The sequence below is a fragment of the Variovorax sp. GW821-FHT09D07 genome (assembly GCF_059416345.1).
Genome location: NZ_JBWKOY010000016.1, coordinates 1 through 24,146 on the forward strand (window position 1 = coordinate 1; position 24,146 = coordinate 24,146).

Consider the following 24,146-nt stretch of genomic DNA (forward strand, 5'->3'; position numbering starts at 1 on the left):
GCCGTGGTCAACGTGACCGATCGTGCCCACGTTCACGTGCGGCTTGGTGCGGGTGAATTTACCTTTTGCCATTTTTCAATCCTTGAAAGAGCATGTCCCGTGTGTTGGTTTTATGTCTGCATCCGATTGCTGGTTCGCCCCGCACGGGAACAGGGCGGCACCGGATCGCAGACAAGAAGGGCCGCGCACTGCGCAGCCCCACATTCTTGAAACTTACTTCGAGCGAGCGGCCACGATGGCTTCGGCGACGTTACGGGGAGCTTCAGCGTAGTGCTTGAACTCCATCGTGTACGTGGCGCGGCCTTGCGTGGCCGAGCGCAGCGTCGTCGAGTAGCCGAACATTTCCGACAGCGGGACTTCAGCCTTGATGAGCTTGCCGCCACCGATCATGTCGTCCATGCCCTGCACCATGCCGCGACGGCTGGACAGGTCGCCCATCACGTTGCCGGCATAGTCTTCAGGCGTTTCGACTTCCACGGCCATCATCGGCTCGAGGATGACCGGGCTGGCCTTGCGGGCGCCTTCCTTGAAGCCGAAGATCGCGGCCATCTTGAACGCCATTTCGTTCGAGTCCACGTCGTGGTACGAACCGAAGTGCAGCGTGACCTTGACGTCGACGACGGGGTAGCCCGCCAGCACGCCTTGCGTCAGTGCTTCCACAACGCCCTTTTCCACGGCGGGGATGTATTCGCGAGGAACCACACCGCCCTTGATGGCGTCGACGAACTCGAAGCCCTTGCCGGCTTCCTGCGGCTCGATCTTCAGGATGACGTGACCGTACTGGCCCTTACCACCCGACTGGCGAACGAACTTGCCTTCGGCTTCTTCGACGGTCTTGCGGATCGTTTCGCGGTAAGCCACTTGCGGCTTGCCCACGTTGGCTTCCACGCCGAATTCACGCTTCATGCGGTCCACGATGATTTCGAGGTGCAGTTCGCCCATGCCGGAGATGATGGTCTGGCCGGATTCTTCGTCGGTGCGCACGCGGAACGACGGATCTTCCGAAGCCAGGCGCTGCAGGGCGATGCCCATCTTTTCCTGGTCGGCCTTGGTCTTGGGCTCGACGGCCTGCGAGATCACGGGCTCGGGGAATTCCATGCGCTCCAGCGTGATCATGGCGTTCGGGTCGCACAGGGTTTCGCCCGTGGTGACGTCCTTCAGGCCCACGCAAGCGGCGATGTCGCCGGCACGGATTTCTTCGATTTCGAGACGTTCGTTGGCGTGCATCTGCACGATACGGCCGATACGCTCTTTCTTGCCCTTGACCGGGTTGTAGACGGTGTCGCCCTTGCTCAGAACGCCCGAGTACACGCGCACGAAGGTCAGCTGGCCGACGTACGGGTCGGTCATGAGCTTGAATGCCAGCGCCGAGAACTTCTCGCCGTCGTCGGCCTTGCGGGTCACGTCTTGCTCGTCGTCGTCCGTGCCGTGCACCGGAGGAATGTCCAGCGGCGAAGGCATCAGTTCGATCACGGCGTCGAGCATGCGCTGCACGCCCTTGTTCTTGAACGCGCTGCCGCACAGCATCGGCTGGATTTCGCCGGCGATCGTGCGCGTGCGCAGACCGTGGGTGATTTCTTCGAGCGTCAGGTCACCTTCTTCAAGGTACTTGTTCATCAGCTCTTCCGACGCTTCGGCCGCGCTTTCGACCATCTTCTCGCGCCATTCCTTGGCCAGCTCGACCAGCTCGGCGGGGATCTCGCGCGTTTCGAACTTCATGCCTTGCGAGGCTTCGTCCCAGAAGATCGCCTTCATCAGACGCAGGTCGACCACGCCCTGGAACTTGTCTTCGGCACCGATCGGAATCACGATCGGCACGGGGTTGGCCTTCAGGCGGTCGACCATCATCTGGCGAACGCGGAAGAAGTTGGCGCCGATGCGGTCCATCTTGTTCACGAACGCCAGACGCGGCACCTTGTACTTGTTGGCCTGGCGCCAGACGGTTTCCGATTGGGGCTGCACGCCGCCGACCGAGTCGTACACCATGACGGCGCCGTCCAGCACGCGCATCGAGCGCTCGACTTCAATGGTGAAGTCCACGTGGCCGGGAGTGTCGATGATGTTGATGCGGTGCTCGGGCAGCGAGTGGTCCATGCCCTTCCAGAAGCAGGTCACGGCAGCCGAGGTGATCGTGATGCCACGCTCTTGTTCCTGCTCCATCCAGTCGGTCGTTGCCGCGCCATCGTGCACTTCGCCGAGCTTGTGGGTCACGCCCGTGTAGAACAGGATACGTTCGGTGGTGGTGGTCTTGCCGGCGTCGATGTGCGCGGAGATACCGATGTTGCGGTAGCGCTCGATGGGGGTCTTGCGGGACATGATGTACTTTCGGGTTTAAATGCGTTGAGCGCTGGGCGTCGAGCACGGGCGATTTCGCCCGGTACTCAACCCCCAACGCTCAAGAGACGTGTGTTTTTTAGAAGCGGAAGTGGCTGAAGGCGCGGTTGGCTTCTGCCATGCGGTGCACTTCGTCGCGCTTCTTCATGGCACCGCCACGGCCTTCCGTGGCTTCCATCAGTTCGTTGGCCAGACGCAGGGCCATCGACTTCTCACCGCGCTTGCGGGCAGCTTCCTTGATCCAGCGCATCGACAGAGCGAGGCGACGGACGGGACGGACTTCGACCGGCACCTGGTAGTTCGCACCACCGACGCGGCGCGACTTCACTTCGACCATCGGCTTCACGTTGTTGATGGCAACGGTGAACGCTTCGAGGGGGTCCTTGTCCGGGTTCTTCTTCTCGATGAAGTCGAGGGCACCGTAGATGATGCGCTCGGCAACAGCCTTCTTGCCGCCTTCCATGATCACGTTCATGAATTTGGACAGCTCGACATTGCCGTACTTGGGATCCGGCAGGATTTCACGTTTGGGGACTTCGCGACGACGTGGCATTTTTCTAACCTCTTTGCTTCAGTTGGCATCGTTTCCGATACCGCGAGAGCCAGTCAGGACTCTCACTTACTCGACCCGACATTGGGTCACTTCGTTCGACAAGCCCGCCAAGGCCATCGAACACCGCTTTGTTTTCTGACAGGAAGGCTTAAGCCTTCTTGGGACGCTTCGCGCCGTACTTGGAACGCGACTGCTTGCGGTCTTTCACGCCTTGCAGGTCCAGCGAACCGCGCACGATGTGGTAACGCACACCGGGCAAGTCCTTGACACGACCGCCGCGAACCAGCACGACGCTGTGTTCTTGCAGGTTGTGGCCTTCGCCGCCGATGTAGGAGATGACTTCGAAGCCATTGGTCAGACGGACCTTGGCAACTTTACGAAGCGCCGAGTTGGGCTTCTTGGGCGTCGTGGTGTAGACGCGGGTGCAGACACCGCGACGCTGCGGCGAGTTCTGCATGGCAGGGCTCTTCGAATTGATCTTTTCGACCGTTCGACCCTGACGCACCAGTTGATTGATGGTTGGCATGAATGAATTAGTCCCAAAACAACCCAGCCTTGGTGGTGAAACCGCCCTTGGTCGTGACTCAAGGAAGCCGGGAATAACGAAAACGTGAAACCCTTCGGAAAATTCCGAAAAGCCCACGAGTATAGCAGGCAGGTCTGAAATGGCAATGTCAGGCGCCTGGAGCGCCCGCCACCGCCTGTTTCAAGGCCGTTTTTTTCCTGTCTCTTACTTGATCCAGAGACGCACGGCGTCCCAGGCGCGGCCGAAGACGCCGGCCTGCTCGACCGGCTCCAGGGCGACCAGCGGCACGTCGGCCAGGGGCTGGTCATCCAGCGTGACCTTGAGCGAGCCGACGGCCTGGTACTTGGTGAACGGCGCGACCAGCGGATCGGGGCGCGACACCTGCGTCTTGATCTTGCTGGCGGAACCGGTCGGCACGGCGACCACGATGGCCTCGGGGCGGCCCAGCTTCAGCACGTTGGCCTTGCCCTTCCAGACGGCGGGCGTGGCGGCCGGCTGGCCGGCGTCGAACAGGCGCACGGCGTCGTAGGCCGTGTAACCCCAGTTCAGCAGCTTCTGCGACTCGTTGGCGCGCACGGCTTCGCTGCTGGCGCCCAGCACGATCGACAGCAGGCGGCGGCCGCCGGTCAGGTTCGGGAAGTCGCGCTTGGCGGTGGCGATCATGCAGTAGCCGGCGGCGTCGGTGTGGCCGGTCTTCAGGCCGTCGACGGTCGGGTCGCGGAACAGCAGCAGGTTGCGGTTGGTGTCGTTGGTCGACGGGGTGCCCGGGTAGCGGTACTTCTTGATGGCGTAGTACTTGGCTTCTTCCGGGAAGTCGCGCACCAGGCGCGTGGCCAGGATGCTCAGGTCGCGCGCCGTGGTCGTGTGGCCGGGCGCCGTGAGGCCTTCGGGGTTCTTGTAGGTGGTGTTCTTCATGCCCAGCACCTTGGCCTGGGCGTTCATCATCTCGACGAAGTGCTCCACCGTGCCGCCCACGCCTTCGGCCAGCGCGACCGTGGCGTCGTTGCCCGACTGCACGATCACGCCCTTGATCAGGTCTTCCACCGGCACCTGCATCTTGGGGTCGATGAACATGCGCGAACCGGGCATCTTCCAGGCGCGCGGGCTCACCGGCAGGGTCTGGGTCAGCGTGATCTTCTTGGCGCGCAGCGCGTCGAACGCGACGTACGCGGTCATCAGCTTGGTGAGCGAGGCCGGCTCGACGGGGCTGTCGATGTCCTTCTGCGCCAGGATCTGGTTCGCGGTCACGTCCAGCAGCAGGTAGCTGCGCGCGGCGATTTCAGGCGGGGCCGGCATCTGGGCGGCGGCGATCACACCAACCGAGGCAGCAGCGGTCAGCACCAGTGCGCGAAGCGCAGTGAAAAAACGATTCATGGGGAAGATAAGAAGAGACGAGGACAAGCCTGCAAGGCTTTCATTCGGTGCCCGCGCGCAGATGGCGGGCGACCAGGCTTTTGAGCAGCGGCAATTGTCCGTGAAAGAAATGGCCGCCCCCGGGAATAACCGTGACAGGGAGTGACTGGGGACGCGCCCAGTCCATCACGGCGGCGAGAGGCACGGTGTCGTCGGCTTCGCCATGGACCACCAGCGCGCGCTCGTGCGCTTCGGCCGGCAGCGTAGCCACCGAGAAGCGCGAGGCAGCCGTGCCGACCAGCACCAGCTGCCGCACGTCGCGCGCGGCCCAGAGCTTCTCGGCCGCGCAACTGGCCACAAAGGCACCGAAGGAAAAGCCGGCAATGGCCAATTGGCCTTCGGGCGCGAGCTGGCCGACGACATGCAGCATGTCCTCGAGCTCGCCGCGCCCTTCATCGTGAGCGCCTTCGCTGGCACCCACGCCGCGGAAGTTGAAGCGCACGGCCGTCCAGCCGCAGGACACGAAGGCGCGGGCCAGGGTCTGCACGACCTTGTTGTCCATCGTGCCGCCGAACAGCGGGTGCGGATGGGCGATCACCGCGATGCCGCGCGCGTCGCCCGCCGGCAAATCGCGCTGCACCTCGATCACGCCCGCGGCGCCCTGGAGGCTGATTTTTTCGGTCTGGGAGTTCATGGCGCTGGGGTTGGCTGGGCCGGCGATGCCGGCAACGTGCACGGTACGAGCACGGGGTCCGCAGGAAAGTTCAGCGGCCGACGTCGGGCGGCAGCAGCAGCCGCTCGACGACCTGGCCGTTCTTCAGGTGCGACTCGACGATCTCGTCGATGTCCTCGGCGTCCACGAAGGTGTACCAGACCGCCTCCGGATAGACCACTGCGACGGGCCCGCCCGCGCAGCGGTCGAGGCAGCCGGCCTTGTTGACGCGCACCTTGCCGGGCCCGGCGAGCCCCTGCTCCTTCACCTTGGCCTTGCAGCGGTCGAAGCCTTCCTGCGCGTTGTGCAGGGCGCAGGAGTCTTCGCCGTTCTTGCGTTCGTTCAGGCAGAAGAAGATGTGGCGGCCGTAGTAGCCGGACGGCGCGGCGGGAGTGGTGCTGGGCATCGACCGATTTTATGAGCGTGCGTGCTCAGGCCGAGGGCGGCGCCGCGACAGCGCGGCCACCACGTAGACCAGCACCGCAAAGGGCCAACCCCAGCCCAGCCACTGGGCCAGGCCGTGGAAGCGGATGAAGCGGCCCTGCTCCCAGGTGGCCAGGGTCTGTGCGAAGTAGGCGCTCTCGGGCGCCTGGTTCAGCAGGCTCAGCTGGAGCACGAGCCCCATGAGCAGCAGCGCTCCGCACAGCCGGCGCGGCGCAAAGAGCAGCAGCACGCCCGCGAACACCGCCGCGGCCAGCCCGACCTGCACCGGCAGATCGAGCCAGGCCCACGCATGCTCGGGGCCGTAGCTCATGGCCGCCGACAGCGCCGAGGCCGCGACGCCCGCGAGCAGGATGAGCGGCAGCAGCACCGCGCGCTGCACCACGTTGCGCGCCACCAGGTAGCCCAGCAGGCACGGCACCAGCGCCCCGAGCATCACGCACAGCAGCTCCACGGCCGGCACCAGCGGCTCCAGCTCGAACTGGCGCACCGGCAGCCAGTCGATGAAGGGCGTGTCGAGCAGCCACTCGGAAATCGTCGTCTCCAGCCGCTCGAACACCTGGCCGAGGCCGAAGGTGACCGCCGCGGGAAACAGCAAGGCAAAGGGCCAGAGCGCGAGCAGCACGAGCCCGCCGCGCGCGTCCTCGACGAACCACTGCGAGCGCACGCGGCTCCAGTGGGCGATCGCACCGAGCCGCTCCAGCGCCGCGGCCAGCACCGCGCCGAGCACCGTGCCGGCGGTGTTCAGCCCCAGGTCGACATTGGAAGGAATGCGCGCCGGCAAATAGCTCTGCAGCGTCTCCATGGCAAAGGCGATCGCCGCGCCCGCCACCGTGGCGCGCAACAGCGCACGCCACACACTGTGACTGCTGCCCGTGCGCAGCACGCTCAGCGCACACAGAAAACCGAAGGGCACGTAGCCCGCCACGTTCACCCCGAAATCGAAACCCGTCCAGTACTTGGGCCAGGGCGCCGACAGGTAGGCCCAGGGCGCGATCCCCTGGTCACGCCAGTCGGCGAAGGGGTACAGGCTGGCATAGACGATCAGCGCCGCATAGGCCAGCGCCAGGGGGAGCGCGGCAGACTTGTGCGGCGTGTCCACCGTCGACACGGGCTCAGAAGGGCTTCACCACCACCAGGATCACGATGCCCAGCAGCAGCAGCACGGGCAACTCGTTGAACCAGCGGTACCAGCGGTCGCTGCGGCGGTTGCCGCCCGCCGCAAAACGGCGCAGCAGCACGCCGCAGCCATGGTGGTAGCCGATGGCCAGCAGCACCAGGGCCAGCTTGGCGTGCATCCAGCCGTTGCCCGGGCCGCGCCCGATGCCGTAGCCCAGCCAGAGCCAGGCGCCGAACACCAGTGCCGGCACAGCCAGGAAGGTGGTGAAGCGCAGCAGCTTGCGCGCCATCAGGAGCAGGCGCTCACGCTCCGCGACCGACTCGGGGGGCACCATCGCCAGGTTGACGAAGATGCGCGGCAGATAGAACAGCCCGGCAAACCAGCTGGCAATGAAAACAATGTGAAGAGATTTGACCCAGAGCATGGCGGCAGTTTAGTGGTGGCTGCACACTGACCCCTCTTCGGGGCCCTTTGCCAAGGTTTCGGGCAAAAAAAAGCCCGACGTCTTCACGTCGGGCTGGGAAGCCCTTTTGCTGTCACACATCAAGGCACCCGCTCAGGGAGGAAAAGCGGGGAGCGGCAAGCCGCCCGCTTCAGAATTTAACAAAGACGAAACAAGGTTTCAAGCGATTGAGGCAGTTTCTTTGACTTTTACAACAAAAATCTAGAACTTAAGTTCTATTAATTTCCGTAGTTGTCAGACAACTTGCCTCCAGCAGCGCTGGGCTGCGATTTCGCGCTTCAGGCACAATTTTAGATATATGACGTCACCATTTTCCCCGCTCGCGATGTTCCCCGCCGGCCGCCCGCGACGGCTGCGCCGCGATGCCTTCACCCGCAACCTCGTGCGCGAGCATGCGCTGACGACGAACGACCTGATCTACCCGGTGTTCGTGCAGGAAGGCGAGAAGCGCCGCGACGCCGTGCCCTCGATGCCCGGCGTGGACCGCCTGAGCCTGGACCTGCTGCTGCCCGTGGCCGAGCAGTGCGTGCAGGCCGGCATTCCGGTGATGGCGCTGTTCCCGGTGATCGACGCCAGCCTCAAGACGCCCGCGGGCGACGAGGCCTTCAACCCCGACGGCCTGATTCCCCGCGTGGTGGCCGCGCTCAAGGCGCGCTTCCCCGAGCTGGGCGTGATGACCGACGTGGCGCTCGACCCCTACACCAGCCACGGCCAGGACGGCCTGTTGGACGAGACGGGCTACATCCTCAACGACGCCACCGTTGAAGTTCTGGTGAAGCAGGCACTCACACAATCGCAAGCTGGCGTCGATATTGTGGCGCCGAGCGACATGATGGACGGCCGCATCGGCGCGATCCGCACCGCGCTCGAAGCGCGCGGCGACATCCACACGCGCATCATGGCCTACAGCGCCAAGTACGCCAGCGCCTTCTACGGCCCCTTCCGTGACGCCGTCGGCTCGTCCGCCACGCTCGGCAAGAGCAACAAGAAGGTCTACCAGATGGACCCCGGCAACAGCGACGAGGCTCTGCGCGAGGTCGCCATCGACATCGCCGAAGGCGCCGACATGGTCATGGTGAAGCCCGGCATGCCCTACCTGGACATCGTGCGCCGCGTGAAGGACGAGTTCCGCGTGCCGACCTTCGCCTACCAGGTGAGCGGCGAGTACGCCATGCTGAAGGCCGCCGCCCAGAACGGCTGGCTCGACCACGACGCCGTGGTGCTCGAAAGCCTGCTGGCCTTCAAGCGCGCCGGCGCCGACGGCGTGCTGACCTACTTCGCGCTTGACGCCGCTCGGCTGCTACAAAAATAATAGCTGTTGCGGCATGCCTGCCGCACCTCCACGGCACTTCTGGCGTGGGAGAAGAACCACCGGGGGCGAGTGTCCATGCGCATCTTCGAAATCAGCCGCTCGCAGGTCAGCGAGCACGCCTCGCTGGCGCCGCTGGCCGTGCCGGGCGCCTGCGCCGCCGCCAGCTACCTCTGGATTTCGCTGACGCGCGACGAATTCCGCGCCGCCCAGCCCGAGGTGCAGCAGATCCTGCAGACGCTGTGCCAGACCCAGCTGGTCGACCTGCACGTGGCCGACCTGCTCAACGACCAGCTGCCCTCGCACTACGACTACACCTCGCTGTACGACGTGCTGGTGTTCCGCCGCCTGGCCACAGGCAACGGCGCTGAAACCGGCAACAGCGGGGAGCCTTCGCTGCCGCAACGCCCCTCGCGCGGCGGCCCGCCGGTGCTGCGCCGCATCGACACCCGCCCCGTCGGCTTCGCGGTGTTCGACCGCGTGCTGCTGTCGGTGCACCCCGAGGACGGCACGGTGCGCGACGCCTTCGCCGCCCGGCTGCTGGCGGCCGCCTCGTCGGACGACCGCGGCACGCCCGCGCTCGACGTGCGCGCCACCTCGGCCCGCCTGCCGGCGAGCCCCGCCGACCTGATGCTGCGCATCGTCAACCTGATCGTCGACGGCTACCTCGACATGCGGCGCGAGCTCACGAAGCAGCTCGACCACTGGCAGACCGAGCTCATCGACCCGCGCAGCCGCTTCACCAACTGGAGCGCGCTGATGGAGGCGCGCCAGTCGCTGCACCGCCTGGACGAAATCTGCGAAGACCAGCGCGCCGCCATGCAGGACTGGATCGATTCGCTCGAAACCCTGCCCGTGCCGCAGGGCGAGACCGCGCAGCGCGAGCGCGACCTGATCATGGTGCGCAGCCGCGACGTGCTGGAGCACATCCAGCGCGTGGTGCACCACGTGCACCGGCTCGAGCAAAACGCCGAGACGGCCGTGCAGATGCACTTCAGCGTCCAGGGCCACCGGGCCAACGACATCATGCGGGTGCTGACCGTGCTCACCGCCATCTTCCTGCCGCTGAACCTCATCGCCGGCATCTTCGGCATGAACTTCGAGTTCATCCCGCTGGTGCACAAGGCGGACGGCTTCTGGATCGCGATGTCGGCCATGCTGGTCATCGCGGTGCTGCTGGTCCTGATCTTCTGGCGCAAGCGCTACCTCGCCCGCACGCGCTGAGCGCCCATGAAAAAAGCCACGCGGATGCGTGGCTTTTTTAGTCAGCTCTGACCGCCCCGGAAGGCGGCTGGCTTCGCGGCCAATTACTTGGCGACGGCGCCCGAACCTTGCTGGGCTTGAACGCGTGCGTCCATCGGGTTCACCATGGTCGAGATGACCTTGCTGTTGACGCGCGAACCCGAGGTCACGTTCTGGTCGGGAGCGTAGGCGGTGCGGATGGCTTCGGCTTCGACGATCGAACGGTCCTTCGACACGGCCACGGTTTCCGCGCCGCGCGAACCGCGCACGACGTTCTGGTTCGGGGCTGCGGCGGTGCGCTGGGCTTCGGCGTTGACTTCGTCGCGGCTCTTGGACGAGATCACTTGGGTCACGCCTTGGTACGTCTCGGCTTGGGCGCCGGTGGCGGCCAGGAGGGTCAGGGCGGCGGCTGCGAAAATGTGCGAGGTCTTCATGTCTGTTCCTTGTGTTCGGCTAGATGGGATGTCCACCAGGCTTGCACGTTGGCTCGCCTGTGCGGCGAGTGTCAGCCGGAATTCCTTCGGGAAAACACTCGGTTCAGAGACACGGTGTTTCCTGTAGCGAAACAATCAGTCAACAAAGTCGTGCACGCAAAAAAACCGGGCACAAGGCGCCTGACTGCTTCCGGCTTACACCAGAACCCCGCGCCGGTCCTATCCGGCAAAACCCCCCGAGAATCGGCACACCGCGCTCCCTCGCGAAAAACAACGGGTTTCACTGACATGGACAGTCTCGATCTGATCAAAACCTTCCGGGAAGTCGCCTCGCACGGCAGCTTCTCCCAGGCTGCCAAGCGGCTCGACATGTCGAAGGCCACGGTCAGCAAGTACGTCGCCGAACTCGAGACCCGCTTCGGCGTGCGCCTGCTCAACCGCTCCACGCGTTCCGTCAGCCTCACCGACGCCGGCCAGTTGCTACTGGAGCGCAGCACGCCGATGCTCGAGATGGTCGAGCTCACGCAGGCTGAACTGCAGGAGCGCGCCAGCCAGCCCGGTGGCCGGCTGCGCATCTCGGCGCCGCACGGCATGGGCAACGGCGAGTTCCCCGACCTGCTGGCCGACTTCATGCGCCACTACCCCGACGTGAGCATCAGCCTGCAGCTGACCAACCGCACCGTCGACCTCGCCGAGGAAGGCATCGACGTCGACATCCGCAGCGGCCCGGTGGAAGACGCCAACCTCATCGTGCGCAAGCTGCGGCTCATCCACATGGTGGTCTGCGCCTCGCCGGTCTACTGGAAGAAGCACGGCAAGCCCGCGCACCCGCAGGAGCTCGCCCACCACGAGGCGCTGACCCATTCGCTGCTGGGCACGCAGCCCGCGTGGCGCTTCGATGACAACGGCCAGCCCCTGGACGTGCAGGTCAAGAGCCGCATGGACTGCACCGAAGGCGCACCGCTGATCCGCGTCGCGATGCGCGGCTTCGGCGTGATCTACCTGCCCTCGCTGCTCGTGCAGTCGCACATCGACAGCGGCGAGCTGGTGCCGGTGCTCGAAGGCTATGCGCGCAAGGACATGTGGCTGTCGGCCGCCTACCTGCAGCGGCGCCACAACAGCGCGGCGCTGCGCGCGCTGCTCGACTTCCTGCAGACCCGGGTCGGCGCCAAGAAATAGAAATGAAAAAGCCCGGCACTGCCGGGCTTTCTTCTTGAGACGTGCCGGATCAGCCGACGTGCTTGGCAAAGAAGGCCAGCACACGCTCACGCGCCGGCTTCGCCGCCTCGGCGTTGTACGAACCGCGCTGGTCGCAGTTGAAGCCGTGGTCGGCTTCGTAGACATGCACTTCCACCTCGGGGTGCGCCTTCTTGAAGGCCTCGATGGTGTCCAGCGGAATCCAGTGGTCGCGGTTGCCGAACTGCGCGAGCACCGGCACCTTCGGCTGGCGTGCGCTTTCTTCCGGCGTCGTCATGCCGCCGCCGTAGTACGGCGCGGCGGCGGCCAGGCCCGGCAGCAGGGCCGCGGCGCGCCAGACCAGCAGGCCGCCCCAGCAGTAGCCGACGATGCCGACCTTGCCCGCCTTCGAGGCGTAGGCGATCGCGGCTTCGAGGTCCTGCAGCACGCCGGGCGCGGGCAGCGCCTCGACCGCGGTCTTGTAGCCGAAGCCGGTCTTCATGTCGTCGTCGCTGTAGCCCAGCTCGACGCCGGGCTTGACGCGGTGGAAGGTCGACGGCGCCACGGCCAGGTAGCCGTCGGCCGCGTAGCCGTCGGCCACCGAGCGGATGTGCGAGTTCACGCCGAAGATTTCCGGCACCACCACCACGGCGCCGCGCGGCGTGCCCGCGGGCTCGGCCACGTAGGCGGGAAAGGTGAAGCCATCCTTGGCGGTGAGGTCGATGAATTGGCCCATGGGGTTCTCCTGAAACGATGGAATGAAAAAAGAAAAAGCAGGTCGGCTTGCGCGCCGTCAAGCGCGCAGCGCCCGCTCGACGAAATCGAGCCGGTCCTGGCCCCAGAAGATCTCGCCGTCGATCACGTAGCTCGGCGCGCCGAACACCTGGATGTCGATCGCTTCCTGCGTGTAAGCCTCGTAACGCTCCTGCACCGCCTGGCTCTGCGATTGCTCGGCGCGCTTGGCCGGCAGGCCGCATTCCGAGACCAGGGCTTCGAGCAGGTTCGGGTCGCCGATGTTCCGCTCCTGCACCCACACGGCCGCGAACACCGCCGCGCTGATGCGCATCGCGGCCTCGGTGCCGTCGTGCATGTCGACCGCGATGATCAGCCGCGCCGCATCGTCGCCGGCCACCGGAAAGAACTTCGGCTTCGGGTTCAGCGGCAGGCCCAGGTGCTTCGAGAAGCGCGCCAGCTCGAGCAGCCGGTAGGCCTGGCGCTGCGGTGCGCGCTTGCCCAGCGGCAGGCCGCCCGACACCGGGAACACGCTGCCCATGTCGATGGGCCGCACGCGCACGGTGGCACCGGCGGCAGCTGCGATGGCGGCAAAGCGGGTATGCCCCAGATAGGTCCACGGGCTCTGTGGCGCAAAGTAATAGTCGATGGTCTTGTGCATTCAGTAACCTCCGTGCTGCGCACTGCGGTGCGAGCTGGCTTGGGGCGGCGCGGCGCGGTGCTCGTGCTCGTGCTCGTGCTCGTGCTCGTGCTCGTGCTCGTGCTCGTGCTCGTGCTCGTGCTCGTGCTCGTGCGCCAGCCCTCGGTGATGTAATCCAGGCCGTCGGTTTTAACTGACGCACAGTTTCTCTGCAGGAGGTGGGATTTGGACCAGGTGCTCTTGATCACCGGCGGTGGGCGCGGCATTGGTGCCGCCACGGCCTTGCTCGCCGCGAAGCGCGGCTACGCCGTGGCCGTGAACTACGCCAGCAACTCGCTGGCCGCCGACGAGGTGGTGCGCACCATCCGCGCGGACGGCGGCACCGCCATGGCGGTGCAGGCCGACGTGGGCGACGAAGCCCAGGTGCTCGCGATGTTCGCGAAGGTCGACGCCAAGCTGGGGCGCCTCACCGCGCTCGTGAACAACGCCGGCGTGGTCGACGTGCAGGCGCGCGTCGACGAAATGAGCGTGGCGCGCCTGGAGCGCATGTTCCGCATCAACGTGATCGGCAGCTTCGTCTGCGCACGCGAAGCCGTGCGCCGCATGAGCACGAAGCACGGCGGCGAAGGCGGCGCCATCGTCAACATCTCCAGCGGCGCCGCGCGCATCGGCTCGCCCGGCCAGTACGTCGACTACGCGGCCAGCAAGGCGGCCATCGACACCCTGACCATCGGCCTGGCCAAGGAAGTGGCCGACGAAGGCATCCGCGTGAATGCGGTGCGCCCCGGCGTGATCGACACCGACATCCACGCCTCCGGCGGCCAGCCTGGCCGCGCCGCCGAGATGGGCCCAGGCGTGCCGATGAAGCGCAGCGGCACCGCCGAAGAAATTGCCGGCGCCGTCCTGTGGCTGCTCTCGCCCGAGGCCAGCTACACCACCATGGCCCTGCTCGACGTGACCGGTGGAAGGTAAGCCATGAGCACCTCCATGGACCTCATCAAGCCGCTGGTCACGCTCGTGGCCATCGTCAACCCGCTGGCCATCGTGCCCTTCTTCATCCACTACACGCAGGACTATTCCGACGCCCAGCGCAAGCGCACGGTGCGCATGTCGGCCTTCAGCGCCTTCGTGGTCATTGCCGTGAGCGCGCTCATCGGGCTGCAGCTGCTGTCCTTCTTCGGCATCTCGATCGCGAGCTTCCAGGTCGGCGGCGGGCTGCTGCTGCTCATGAGCTCGATCTCGATGCTCAACGCGCAACCGGCCGAGAGCAAGACCAACGTCGACGAGCTGCGCGCGGTCGAAGTGAAGGCGTCGATGGGCGCCTCCATCGCGGTGGTGCCGCTCACGATTCCGCTGCTCACCGGCCCGGCCGCCATCTCCACCGTGGTGATCTACGCCGACAAGACGCAGCACCTGTGGGAGCTGGGGCTGCTGGTCGGCTATGGCGTGGTCGTAGCGCTGGCGACGGCGCTGGCGTTTTCTCTCGCGCAGCCGATCGCGCGGGTGCTCGGCAAGACCGGCATCAACATCATGACGCGGCTGATGGGCCTGATCCTCGCGGCACTCGCGGTCGAGGTGATGGCCGACGGGCTCGGCAAGCTGTTCCCGATCCTGTCGAAAGTCGCCTGAACAGGTTCGTTCAGGCCAGCATCTTCTCGATGACCTTCCAGTGCGCCGGCTCCACCGGCGTGATCGACAGCCGGTTGCCCTTGCGCAGGATGACCAGATCGGCCAGCTCGGGCTTGGCGCGCAGCTCGGGCAACGCCAGCAGCCGCGTCTTGCGCAGCGCCTGCACGTCGACCAGCAGCCAGCGCGGGTCTTCCTTCTTCGCGCCGGCGTCGTAGTACGGCGACTTCGGGTCGAACTGCGTCGGATCGGGTTGGATGCCCGAGGCCACGCGCGCGATGCCGGCAATGCCGGGCTCGGGGCAGCTCGAGTGATAGAACAGCACGCCGTCGCCGACCTTCATGCCGTCGCGCATGAAGTTGCGCGCCTGGTAGTTGCGCACGCCGGTCCACGCCACGGTGGCACCGGGCGCGGCGAGGGCATCGTCGATCGAGACCTCGTCGGGCTCGGATTTCATCAACCAGTACTGGGGCATGGCGGGCTCACGCTGAGAGTTCGCCGCAAATATAAACCTGCGCGCCCAGATCGTGGAACACCGCGGAACCGGCTTTGCCGGGCCGCTGGTGTTGCCCCCGGCGAGGGGGTTGGAGAAGCGACACGCAGTGCGCGAAGCCTGGGGGAGTACCAGTTACGGCGTCACGTAGTCAGAGACGACCACCCACTTGCCGTCCTTGATCTGCGACAGCCGCGACTGGTCGTTGCCCAGGCGCTTGGTGGCGGTGTAGGTGCTCTTCGGGCTGCCGAACATGTCGGGCTCGAAGGTGATGCTGTCCATCGCCTTGATGAAGCTGTCGGTCGTCAGGTTCTGGCCGGCCTTGGTCGCGGCCTTGATGAACGAGTCGATGATCACGTAGCCGTACACCGAGAACACGGTCGGGTCTTCGTTGAACTTGGTCTTGTACTTGTTGGCCCAGAAGCGCAGCGGCTGCGACTGCTCGTCGGTGTAGGGGTTCTGCACCGTCATGGTGGCGTACACGCCGTCCATGGCCTTGCCGCCCAGCTTGTGGATCAGGTCGGTGTAGGCCGCGCTCGAGCCCAGGAAGGTCGGGTTGAAGCCGGTCTTGCGCGACTCGCCCACCGTGCCGATGGTCTCGCGGATGATGGTGCCGAGCACCACGAGGTCGCAGTTGGCGGCCTTCATCTTGGCGACCTGCGAGCTGAAGTCGGTGGCGCCGCGCTTGAACGAGGTCTTCTCGGCCAGCTCCATGCCCGCGGCCTTGAGGCCGGCCTCGGCGCCGCGCTGCACCTCGAGGCCGAACTCGTCGTCCTGGTAGATCGTGCAGACCTTCTTGGCGCCCTTGTCCTTGATCATCTTGGGCAGCGCCAGGCGGATCTGGTCGTAGTAGGTGGCCGCGAACGAGTACTTCAGCCGGTTCAGCGGCTCGTACATTTCGCGCGCCGCCGTGATGGGCATGTAGTTGACGACGTTCTTGTCGAACTGCACCGGCATCGCCGCCATGTTCTGTGCCGTGCCGATGTGGCCGGCCATGATGAAGATCTTTTCCTGGTTGACCAGCTTCTGCGCCGCCAGCACCGCCTTCTTCGGGTCGTAGCCCGAGTCTTCGACGAAGAGCTTGAGCTTGCGGCCGTTGAGCGTGCCCTGCTCGTTGAGCTCGTCCACGCGCAGCTGCATGCCGTTGCGCGCCTGCTTGCCGAAGCCCGCCAGCGGACCCGACAGGTCCTGGATGGTGCCGATGCGGATCTCGTCCTTGCTCACGCCCTGCTGCTGCGCGGACGCGAGCGTCGCGATCAAGCCCAGCACGGCCAGCGTCGTCAATGTCTTGAGCTTCGTCATAGCGTTGTCTCCTCGGGTTGGCAAAAAAGAGGTCAGCGGTACATGGCGTCGATGCGCTGCGCGTACTTGGTCTGCACCAGCTTGCGCTTGAGCTTCATCGTGGGCGTGAGCTCCTCGTCCTCGGCGCTCAGTTGCGTCTCGAGCAGGAAGAACTTCTTGATCTGCTCGACGCGCGCGAACTTGGCGTTGACGCGATCGATCTCGCCCTGGATCAGGTCCTGCACTTCCTGCGTGCGTGTCAGGCTCTCGTAGTTGCTGAACGGCACGTCGTGGTCCTGCGCGAATTTCTCGACGTTCTCCTGGTCGATCATGACGATCACCGTGAGGTAGGGCCTCTTGTCGCCGATCACCACGGCATCGGTGATGTAGAGGCTGAACTTGAGCTCGTTCTCCAGCTCGCTCGGGGTCACGTTCTTGCCGCCTGCCGTGATGATGATGTCTTTCATCCGGTCGGTGATGCGGAAATACCCGTCCTCGTCCATCACGCCCACGTCGCCCGTGTGCAGCCAGCCGTCGGCGTCGATGGTCTCGGCGGTCTTCTCCGGCAGATTCAAATAGCCCATGAAGACATTGGGGCCGCGCACCAGGATCTCGCTCGTGGCCGGATCGATGCGCACCTCGTTGTAGCCCGTGGCCGGGCCGATGGAGCCGGGCTTGATGCGGGTGACGGGCACGGCCGTGGAAGCGCCGCACGACTCCGTCATGCCCCACACCTCGAGCATGGGCACGCCCAGCGCGAGGTACCACTTGACCAGTTCGGGCGAAATGGGCGCCGCGCCGGTCACGAGAAAGCGCGCGCGGTGGATGCCGATGAGCTTGCGCGCGTTGTCCAGCGCCAGCAGCCGCGCCAGCCGGAACTTCAGGCGCAGCCCCGTGCCGATCTCCTGGCCCGCGAGCACCCTGTTGGCGATGGTCTCGCCCACGCCGATGCTCCAGTGGTAGGCGGCCTGCTGCAGCGGGCTGGCCTCCTTCAGCGCGATCATCACGCCCGAATAGAACTTCTCCCACACGCGCGGCACGCCGGTGAACACCGTGGGCGCGATCTCGCGCACGTTCTCGGGCACCGTCTCGGGGTTCTCGACGAAGTTGAGGATCGAGCCCGTGTACATCGCGAAGTACTCGCCGCCCATGCGCTCGGCGATGTGGCACAGCGGCAGGAAGCACATGCGCTCGTCCTTCTCGTCCTGCGCGATGAGCGTGTTGTAGCCGCGCGCGGTGTACACCAGCCCCGCATGGCTGTGCATGGCGCCCTTGGGCTTGCCGGTGGTGCCCGAGGTGTAGACAAGAATGGCCAGGTCTTCGGGCCGGCAGGCCGCCACGCTGCGCTCCACCGCCTGCGGGTCGCCCGCCAGGTGCGTTCGGCCGAGGGCGCGCAGCGCGTCCAGGCTCATCACGCCCGGGTCGTCGAGTTCGCGCAGGCCTTCCATGTCGAACACGACCACGCGGCGCAGACCGGGCAGGCGGGCGCGCACCTCGAGCGCCTTGTCGAGCTGCTCGTCGTCTTCCACGAAGAGCACGGTGGTGCGCGAGTCTTCGCACAGGTACTGCACCTGCGAGGCGGCGTCGGTCGGGTAGATGCCGTTCGACACACCGCCGCAGCTCAGCACCGCCAGGTCGGCCAGCACCCACTCGATGACGGTGTTCGAAAGGATGGACGCGCACTCGCCGCGCGTGAAGCCGATGGCCTGCAGCCCGGCCGCGATTTCGCGCACGGCCTCGGCCGTCTGGCGCCAGCTCCAGCTGCGCCAGATGCCCAGCTCCTTCTGCCGCATCCAGATGTTGTCGCCGCGCTGGCGCACGGCGTTCCAGAACATGGCCGACAGCGTCTCGCCGGGCACGAGGATGTCGTGGCCGGGTTCGATGGTTCGCAGATCCCAGAGTCCTTGCATGGCGACGGCTACCTCCAGGTCTTCTTCTTTTTCCAGCGCCGCTCGCCGCGCACGCCGTCGTCCTTGACACCCAGGTAGAACTCCTTGATGTCGTCCTTCTCGCGCAGGCGTTCGCACGAGTCTTCCATCACGATGCGGCCGTTCTCCAGCACGTAGCCGTGGTCGGCGGCGTTGAGCGCCATGTTCGCGTTCTGCTCCACCAGCAGGATGGTGGTGCCGCGCTCGCGGTTGATGCGCACCACGATCTCGAAGATCTCCTTGGTGAGCTTGGGGCTCAGGCCCAGGCTCGGTTCGTCCAGAAGAATGAGGTGCGGCGCCGCCATGATGGCGCGCGAGATGGCCAGCATCTGCTGCTGCCCGCCCGAGAGCAGGCCGGCGTCCTGCGTGGCGCGTTCGCGCAGGATCGGGAAATAGGTGAAGACGGTCTCGATGTCCCGCGCCACGCCGTCGCGGTCCTTGCGCGTGTAGGCGCCCATCAGCAGGTTGTCTTTCACCGACAGCAGCGGGAACACCTCGCGCCCTTCGGGCACGTGGCTCAGCCCCTGCTGCACGATGAAGGCCGGGTCTTTCGCCGTGATGTCCTGCCCCTGGAACTCGATGCTGCCCTTGCGCGGATCGATGATCCCCGAGATGGTCTTGAGGATCGTTGTCTTGCCCGCGCCGTTGGAGCCAAGCACCGTCGCGATCTCGCCCTTGCGCACCTTCAGGCTCACGCCGCGGATGGCCTTGATCGGGCCATAGGCGCTCTCGACGTTGAGCAGTTGAAGCACGACGTCGCTCATGCGCGCACTCCCTGGTTCGAGGCGGAACATTCAGAACGCACAGAACACTCACGCCACGACGAAGCCCGGTGCGCGGTGCGGCGCGGGCGCCCCCTCTGTGCCGCCGAGGAGCGCAGCGTTTCGCGGATCAGGGCTCGCAGCTGTTTGAGCGAAGCGAGTTCTGCGAGCCCCCGCGAAACGCGAGCACCGCAGGGAAGCCGCGAAGCGGCCGGCGCAGTGGGGGCGACCGCGCCGTGCCGCGCACCGGGCGTCTCCAAAGAGGTAACGAAGAAGCAAGTCACGCCACCACCCTCCGCAAACTGCTCACGTCATCCACAGTCCCAAGGTAAGCCTCGATGACACGCGAATCCGCTTGCACCTCGCGAGGCGACCCCGTAGCCAGCACCTCGCCCTGATTCATGGCAAGCACGCGATCCGACACCTTGGAAACCAGCGACATGTCGTGCTCGACCATCAGCACCGACACCCCCAGCTCATGCTGGATGTCCTGAATCCAGAACGCCATGTCCGCCGTCTCCTCGACATTGAGCCCCGAAGAAGGCTCGTCGAGCAGCAGCAGCTTGGGCTCGGTGCACAGCGCGCGCGCCAGCTCTACCACCTTGCGCACGCCGTAGGGCAGCCCCGCCACCATCGAGTCGCGGTAGTGCTGCAGGTCGAGCAGGTCGATCACCTGCTCCGCCTTCTCGCGCGCCGCGATCTCGGCGCGGCGCGTGGCCGGCGTGAAGAACACCTCGCTCCAGAAGCCTGTCTGCCGGTGCGTGTGGCGCCCGATCAGCAGGTTGTGCAGCACCGTCGCATGCTCGAACAGCTCGATGTTCTGGAAGGTGCGCGCAATGCCCAGCGCGGCAATCGCGTGCGGCGCCTGCTGCGTGAGCGCGATCGCCCCGCCCGCCTCGCCATGCCAGGTGATCTCGCCCGTGGTCGGCGTGTAGATGCGGCTGATCAGGTTGAACACCGTCGTCTTGCCCGCGCCGTTCGGGCCGATGAGCGTGAACACCTCGCCGCGCCGCACGTCGAAGCTCACCTTGTTGACCGCCAGCACGCCGCCGAAGCGCACGCTCAGGTCTTTCGCGGAAAGAAGGACGTCGTTGCTCATCTCAGCCGATCCGATTTGGTGAACGACTTCTGCCGCTTGAACAAACCCTTGCGGTAGAACGGGAAGAGCTGCAGCCAGGTGCGGATCTTGAGCCAGCGCCCGTACAGCCCCAGCGGCTCGAACAGCACGAAGGCGATCAGCACCAGCCCGTACACCAGCCCCTGCAGGCCGGGCGCCTGCCCGACCACCGCCGGCAGCCAGTCCTTGCCCATCGAGATCAGCTGCGGCATCGCGATGAGAAAAATCGCGCCGAGGAACGCGCCGTGCACCGAGCCCAGCCCACCGATCACCACCATCAGCAGCAGGTCGATCGACTGCAGGATGTTGAACTGATCCGGCGAGATGAAGCTCAGCTTGTGCGCATACAGAGCGCCGCCCAAGCCCGCGAGCGCGGCCGAGATCGCGAACGACATCGTCTTGTATCGCGCCAGGTGGATGCCCATGCTCTGCGCCGAAATCTCCGAATCGCGGATCGCGACGAAGGCACGCCCCGTCGGCGAGCGCAGCAGGTTCAGGATGCCCAGCGTGGACACCACCGCCACCACCAGGCACAGAAAGTAGAAGCCTTCGCCCGAGCCCAGCGACCAGCCGAACAGCTGCGGCGACTTCACATGCAGGCCCGCGTTGCCGCCCGTCACGCTTTCCCAGCGTGCGAACACCTCCTCGACGATGAAGCCGAAGGACAGCGTCGCGATGCCCAGGTAGATGCCCTTCACGCGCAGCGCCGGCATCGCCACCACCACGCCCACCGCCGCCGACAGCGCCGCCGACGCCAGCAGCGCGAGCGGAAACGGCACGCCCATGTTCGTCAGCACGCCCTGCGTGTACGCGCCCGTTCCGAGGAACGCCGCATGCCCGATGGAGAACTGCCCCGTGAAACCCGCCAGCAGCATCAGCCCCAGGCCGACGATGCCGTAGATGAGCACGAAGGTCAGCTGCGCGAGCCAGTACTCGTCGATGACCCACGGCGCGACGAGCAGGAAGGCCACGAGCAGGCTGTACCAGAGCACGTGGCCGCCGTGCCGCGCAAGGCGGATGTCCTGGTCGTAGCTGGTCTTGAAGATGAAGCGCATGGGATGTTCAGACCTTCTTGCGCAGCTTTTCGCCGAACAATCCGTTCGGCTTGATCATGAGCATCAGCAGCACCACGATGTACGGCGCCGTGTCCTTGAAACCGTCGGGCAGATAGAAGCCCGCGAACGACTCGACGATGCCGATCACCAGCCCGCCGACGATCGCGCCCGGCAGGCTGCCGAAGCCCCCCACCACCGCCGCCGGAAAGGCCTTCAGGCCGATGAAGCCCATGTTGGCGTGCACGAAGGTGATGGGCGCCAGCAGCATGCCGGCGATGGCCGCCACCGCAGCGGCGAGCCCCCACACCAGCCCGTTGAGCCGCTTCACCGGAATGCCCATGTAGTAGGCCGCCAGCTGGTTCTGCGACGAGGCCTGCATCGCGATGCCCAGCTTGCTGTAGCGGAACATGGCGTACAGCAGGCCGCACAGGATCGCGGTGGCCACGATGATCACGAACTGCTCCAGGTTCACCACCAGCTCGCCCAGCTTCCAGATCTGGTCCTTGTAGGGCACGGCCAGCGTATGGGTGTCGGTGCCGATGCCCGGCACCATGGTGATGAGGCCGCGCGCCACGTAGGCGATGCCGATGGTCAGCATCACGATCGAGAACTGCGGCTGCCCGAGGATCGGGCGGATCACCACCAGCTCGAGCAGCACGCCGAAGGCCGCCATGGCCACCACGGCCAAGAGCGCCGCAAGCCAGAACGGCATGCCGAAGAGCGACATGCCCGCGAAGGCACCGAACGCGCCGAGCATCATCAGGTCGCCCTGCGCGAAGCTCACCGTTTCGGTGGCCTTGTAGATCAGCACGAAGCCCAGCGCGATGAGGCCGTAGATGCACCCTTGCGCGATGCCCGAGAGCAGGAGTTGGAGGATCTGCATGCGATGCCGTCCCGCCTGCGCCTACTGCCGGAACCCGCCGGCCGCGTCATGCAGCGCGAGGCGGCGCGAGCCCGCCACGATGTCGCTGGGCTTGAGCCCGTAGACCTGGCGGATCGAATGGCTGAAGTGCGTGGAATCGGGGTAGCCGGTGTCCAGCGCGATGTCGGTCAGCGTGCCGCTCTGGTGCACGTAGCGCAGCAGGCTGCGCGCACGCTTCCAGGCCCGGAAGCCGCGAAAGGCCATGCCCGTCTCCTGCTTGAACAGGTGCAAAAAGCGCGAGAACGACAGGTGCACCGAGGCCGCGCAGTCTTCCGCCGAGGCCGGCGCGGCCGGGTCGGCCACGAGCATGTCGACCACCTTGCGGATGCGCGCGTCGAGCGGGCGCGGCGTGAGCGGGCCGTCGAAGAACAGCGCGTCGAAATCGAAGCCGTCGAAGTCGATGCCGCGCGCCGAGGCCGCCAGCAGGTGGGCATGGACCTCGCGCATGCGCTGCACGAAGGCCGGCGCATCGACCGGGCCGCAGTGCTGCAGGAAGGCCGGCATGCGCGCGGGATCGACCGACTCCGACTCGATCAGCAGGTTGAAGATCAGCGGGCAGGCGCTCTCGACCTGGTGCGGCACGTGCGGCGGCACCACGATGAACTCGCCGCTCTGCCAGGCCCCGCCGCCGATGCGAATGCGGTTGGGCGGCGCACCGGCGGGCGACACGTACACGCCGTGCCCGCCCATGGCGCGCTCGGCCGCGGCGCCGAGCAGCCCGGCGTAGAAGACGCGCTGCGGCGTGAGCCACATGAGGCGTTCGCCCTGCCGTGCATCGCCGCCCGAAGGCGTCGACGTCCTGGTTCGCTGCATGGTGTCTGTCTCCTGCATCGGTCGACGACGTCCGACCGGGGGGTGGCGTCGTGTTCGCTGGATCGTAGCGGCGGGGGCCTTGCGCGCGGCATCCATTTGCGCGGGGACTTTCCCTAGGCCAGCGCGAACGCGCGGCGCAGTTCCGCCGCGCACAACGCGACGGCGGTGTGGGCCTCGTCGAGCACCTTGCCCATGGTGATGAAGCCATGGATCTGGCGCTCGAAGCACACGTAGTTCGCGCGGTTGCCTGCGGCCGTGAGCGCCTCGGCGTAGGCCGCGCCTTCGTCGCGCAGCGGGTCGTAGCCGGCCGTGAGCACGAGCGCGGGCGGCAGGCCCGCCAGGTCGGTGTGCAGCAGCGGCGAGGCGCGCCAGTCGAGGTCGTGCTTCGCGTCGGTGATGTAGTGGTCGTGGAAGTAGGTCATCGTGTCGCGCGTGAGCAGGTAGCCCTGCCCGTTCGCCTGGTGCGACGGATGGCCGCGGCGCATGTCGGTGGCCGGGTAGATCAGGAGCTGGAACACGATCGGCAGGTCGCCCGCATCGCGCGCCGCGATCGACGCCACGGCCGCGAGGTTGCCGCCCGCGCTGTCGCCGCCCACCGCGAGGCGGCTCGCATCGAGCCCCAGCGCGGCGGCTTCGCGGCGCACCCAGCGGGTGGCGGCGAGCACGTCGTCCACGGCGGTGGGAAAGCGGTGCTCGGGGCCCATGCGGTAGTCGACCGCGACCACCGCGCAGCCCGCGCCGTTGGCCAGTTCGCGGCACAGCACGTCGTGCGTGTCGAGATCGCCGATGACCCAGCCGCCGCCGTGGTAGTACACGAGCACGGGCAGCGGGCCCGGGCCTGCGCCGAGCGGCTTGTACAGCCGCACCGCAATGGTGCCGTGCGGCCCGTCGGCGGCGAGGTCGCGCACTTCGGCGACCTCGGCCGGCAGCGGCTGCGTGGCGGTGCGGCGCTCGCGGTAGTAGGCCCGCGCGTCGGCGGGCGACAGGGTGTGGGTCGGCGGAATGCCGCGCGCTTCGATGAAATCCAGCAAGGCGCGCGCCTGGGGATGCAGCATGGTGTCTCCGGTGAATCGAACGGAGCGCTCAGTGTGGAGGGCGGGGTGCCTGCGGGGTAT

At 66.2% G+C, this 24,146-nt stretch carries 26 protein-coding genes and 1 pseudogene; 6 read left to right on the top strand and 21 right to left on the bottom strand.

Annotated features, from left to right (window positions below; translation table 11 throughout):
* The 9 genes and pseudogenes from AC07OX_RS30805 to AC07OX_RS30845 form a co-directional block, all read right to left on the bottom strand.
* Window positions 1-72: pseudogene (locus AC07OX_RS30805) on the bottom strand (GTP-binding protein); the annotation flags it as partial.
* 141 nt (window positions 73-213) lie between these two features.
* A complete protein-coding gene (fusA, locus tag AC07OX_RS30810) occupies window positions 214-2,316 on the bottom strand; it encodes an elongation factor G (RefSeq protein WP_062478855.1) in 2,103 nt (700 codons plus the stop codon).
* Between the two features lie 97 nt (window positions 2,317-2,413).
* Window positions 2,414-2,887 carry a 30S ribosomal protein S7 gene (gene rpsG, locus AC07OX_RS30815; RefSeq protein WP_007829591.1) on the bottom strand — a complete coding sequence of 158 codons (474 nt, stop codon included), beginning with the start codon at window positions 2,885-2,887 and terminating at the stop codon, window positions 2,414-2,416.
* 148 nt (window positions 2,888-3,035) lie between these two features.
* The gene (rpsL, locus tag AC07OX_RS30820) at window positions 3,036-3,413 is read right to left on the bottom strand and encodes a 30S ribosomal protein S12 (protein ID WP_013543948.1); all 378 of its coding nucleotides are present in this window, start codon (window positions 3,411-3,413) and stop codon (window positions 3,036-3,038) included.
* Between the two features lie 204 nt (window positions 3,414-3,617).
* A complete protein-coding gene (locus AC07OX_RS30825) occupies window positions 3,618-4,787 on the bottom strand; it encodes a D-alanyl-D-alanine carboxypeptidase family protein (RefSeq protein WP_070061890.1) in 1,170 nt (389 codons plus the stop codon).
* A 40-nt stretch (window positions 4,788-4,827) separates the two neighbouring features.
* Window positions 4,828-5,460 carry an alpha/beta hydrolase gene (locus tag AC07OX_RS30830; RefSeq protein WP_369645459.1) on the bottom strand — a complete coding sequence of 211 codons (633 nt, stop codon included), beginning with the start codon at window positions 5,458-5,460 and terminating at the stop codon, window positions 4,828-4,830.
* 70 nt (window positions 5,461-5,530) lie between these two features.
* A complete protein-coding gene (locus AC07OX_RS30835) occupies window positions 5,531-5,884 on the bottom strand; it encodes a (2Fe-2S) ferredoxin domain-containing protein (RefSeq protein ID WP_062478851.1) in 354 nt (117 codons plus the stop codon).
* A gap of 9 nt (window positions 5,885-5,893) precedes the next feature.
* Window positions 5,894-7,021 (bottom strand): VanZ family protein, encoded by a 1,128-nt coding sequence (locus tag AC07OX_RS30840; protein WP_307697110.1) that lies wholly within the window; start codon window positions 7,019-7,021, stop codon window positions 5,894-5,896.
* A 13-nt stretch (window positions 7,022-7,034) separates the two neighbouring features.
* Window positions 7,035-7,463, bottom strand: a complete 429-nt coding sequence (locus AC07OX_RS30845; RefSeq protein WP_492744782.1) for a CopD family protein — start codon at window positions 7,461-7,463, stop codon at window positions 7,035-7,037.
* A 337-nt stretch (window positions 7,464-7,800) separates the two neighbouring features.
* On the opposite strand from AC07OX_RS30845, the gene hemB reads away from it, so the two are divergent.
* Complete coding sequence (gene hemB / locus AC07OX_RS30850) at window positions 7,801-8,814, top strand: porphobilinogen synthase (protein ID WP_260685269.1); 1,014 nt, start codon at window positions 7,801-7,803, stop codon at window positions 8,812-8,814.
* A gap of 75 nt (window positions 8,815-8,889) precedes the next feature.
* Entirely contained in the window at window positions 8,890-10,035 is a 1,146-nt protein-coding gene (locus AC07OX_RS30855) for a magnesium transporter CorA family protein (protein ID WP_487847420.1), read from the top strand.
* Window positions 10,036-10,118: 83 nt separating this feature from the next.
* Here AC07OX_RS30855 and AC07OX_RS30860 read toward each other — a convergent pair whose 3' ends face one another.
* The gene (locus AC07OX_RS30860) at window positions 10,119-10,487 is read right to left on the bottom strand and encodes a hypothetical protein (protein ID WP_062478764.1); all 369 of its coding nucleotides are present in this window, start codon (window positions 10,485-10,487) and stop codon (window positions 10,119-10,121) included.
* A gap of 288 nt (window positions 10,488-10,775) precedes the next feature.
* Here AC07OX_RS30860 and AC07OX_RS30865 point away from each other — a divergent pair, with 288 nt between their 5' ends.
* Entirely contained in the window at window positions 10,776-11,666 is an 891-nt protein-coding gene (locus tag AC07OX_RS30865; protein WP_070061881.1) for a LysR family transcriptional regulator, read from the top strand.
* A 49-nt stretch (window positions 11,667-11,715) separates the two neighbouring features.
* On the opposite strand, the gene AC07OX_RS30870 is transcribed toward AC07OX_RS30865, so the two are convergent.
* Entirely contained in the window at window positions 11,716-12,399 is a 684-nt protein-coding gene (locus AC07OX_RS30870; RefSeq protein ID WP_070061880.1) for a dienelactone hydrolase family protein, read from the bottom strand.
* A 57-nt stretch (window positions 12,400-12,456) separates the two neighbouring features.
* Window positions 12,457-13,056: a 2-hydroxychromene-2-carboxylate isomerase gene (locus AC07OX_RS30875; RefSeq protein ID WP_095950248.1), complete on the bottom strand. Its 600-nt coding sequence runs from the start codon at window positions 13,054-13,056 to the stop codon at window positions 12,457-12,459.
* Window positions 13,057-13,068: 12 nt separating this feature from the next.
* Between AC07OX_RS30875 and AC07OX_RS30880 the strand changes: the two genes are divergently transcribed.
* The 3 genes from AC07OX_RS30880 to AC07OX_RS30890 are packed head-to-tail and all read left to right on the top strand — an operon-like array spanning window position 13,069 to window position 14,664.
* Window positions 13,069-13,209 carry a hypothetical protein gene (locus AC07OX_RS30880; RefSeq protein ID WP_495261515.1) on the top strand — a complete coding sequence of 47 codons (141 nt, stop codon included), beginning with the start codon at window positions 13,069-13,071 and terminating at the stop codon, window positions 13,207-13,209.
* 51 nt (window positions 13,210-13,260) lie between these two features.
* The gene (locus AC07OX_RS30885) at window positions 13,261-14,007 is read left to right on the top strand and encodes an SDR family oxidoreductase (RefSeq protein WP_495261514.1); all 747 of its coding nucleotides are present in this window, start codon (window positions 13,261-13,263) and stop codon (window positions 14,005-14,007) included.
* Between the two features lie 3 nt (window positions 14,008-14,010).
* Window positions 14,011-14,664 (top strand): MarC family protein, encoded by a 654-nt coding sequence (locus AC07OX_RS30890; RefSeq protein ID WP_056576614.1) that lies wholly within the window; start codon window positions 14,011-14,013, stop codon window positions 14,662-14,664.
* A gap of 10 nt (window positions 14,665-14,674) precedes the next feature.
* Here the strand turns inward: AC07OX_RS30890 and AC07OX_RS30895 are convergent, their stop codons facing one another.
* The 9 genes from AC07OX_RS30895 to lipP1 all read right to left on the bottom strand — a co-directional run bounded on the left by AC07OX_RS30895 (window position 14,675) and on the right by lipP1 (window position 24,086).
* The gene (locus AC07OX_RS30895) at window positions 14,675-15,136 is read right to left on the bottom strand and encodes an EVE domain-containing protein (RefSeq protein ID WP_070061878.1); all 462 of its coding nucleotides are present in this window, start codon (window positions 15,134-15,136) and stop codon (window positions 14,675-14,677) included.
* Between the two features lie 153 nt (window positions 15,137-15,289).
* The gene (locus AC07OX_RS30900; RefSeq protein ID WP_495261513.1) at window positions 15,290-16,456 is read right to left on the bottom strand and encodes an ABC transporter substrate-binding protein; all 1,167 of its coding nucleotides are present in this window, start codon (window positions 16,454-16,456) and stop codon (window positions 15,290-15,292) included.
* Between the two features lie 32 nt (window positions 16,457-16,488).
* A complete protein-coding gene (locus tag AC07OX_RS30905; RefSeq protein ID WP_070061877.1) occupies window positions 16,489-18,345 on the bottom strand; it encodes an AMP-dependent synthetase/ligase in 1,857 nt (618 codons plus the stop codon).
* 8 nt (window positions 18,346-18,353) lie between these two features.
* Entirely contained in the window at window positions 18,354-19,127 is a 774-nt protein-coding gene (locus AC07OX_RS30910; RefSeq protein WP_056576626.1) for an ABC transporter ATP-binding protein, read from the bottom strand.
* A gap of 277 nt (window positions 19,128-19,404) precedes the next feature.
* Window positions 19,405-20,223 carry an ABC transporter ATP-binding protein gene (locus tag AC07OX_RS30915; RefSeq protein ID WP_095747054.1) on the bottom strand — a complete coding sequence of 273 codons (819 nt, stop codon included), beginning with the start codon at window positions 20,221-20,223 and terminating at the stop codon, window positions 19,405-19,407.
* Window positions 20,220-21,296, bottom strand: coding sequence for a branched-chain amino acid ABC transporter permease (locus tag AC07OX_RS30920; RefSeq protein WP_062478791.1), 1,077 nt, complete (start codon window positions 21,294-21,296; stop codon window positions 20,220-20,222). The genes AC07OX_RS30915 and AC07OX_RS30920 overlap by 4 nt, the downstream gene beginning before the upstream one ends.
* Window positions 21,297-21,303: 7 nt before the next feature.
* The gene (locus AC07OX_RS30925) at window positions 21,304-22,179 is read right to left on the bottom strand and encodes a branched-chain amino acid ABC transporter permease (protein WP_070061875.1); all 876 of its coding nucleotides are present in this window, start codon (window positions 22,177-22,179) and stop codon (window positions 21,304-21,306) included.
* A gap of 21 nt (window positions 22,180-22,200) precedes the next feature.
* Window positions 22,201-23,031, bottom strand: coding sequence for a helix-turn-helix domain-containing protein (locus AC07OX_RS30930; protein WP_095950254.1), 831 nt, complete (start codon window positions 23,029-23,031; stop codon window positions 22,201-22,203).
* A gap of 113 nt (window positions 23,032-23,144) precedes the next feature.
* On the bottom strand, window positions 23,145-24,086 hold the full coding sequence (gene lipP1 / locus AC07OX_RS30935; RefSeq protein WP_495261512.1) for a LipP1 family hormone-sensitive lipase: 942 nt from the start codon (window positions 24,084-24,086) through the stop codon (window positions 23,145-23,147).
* Window positions 24,087-24,146: the final 60 nt, after the last annotated feature.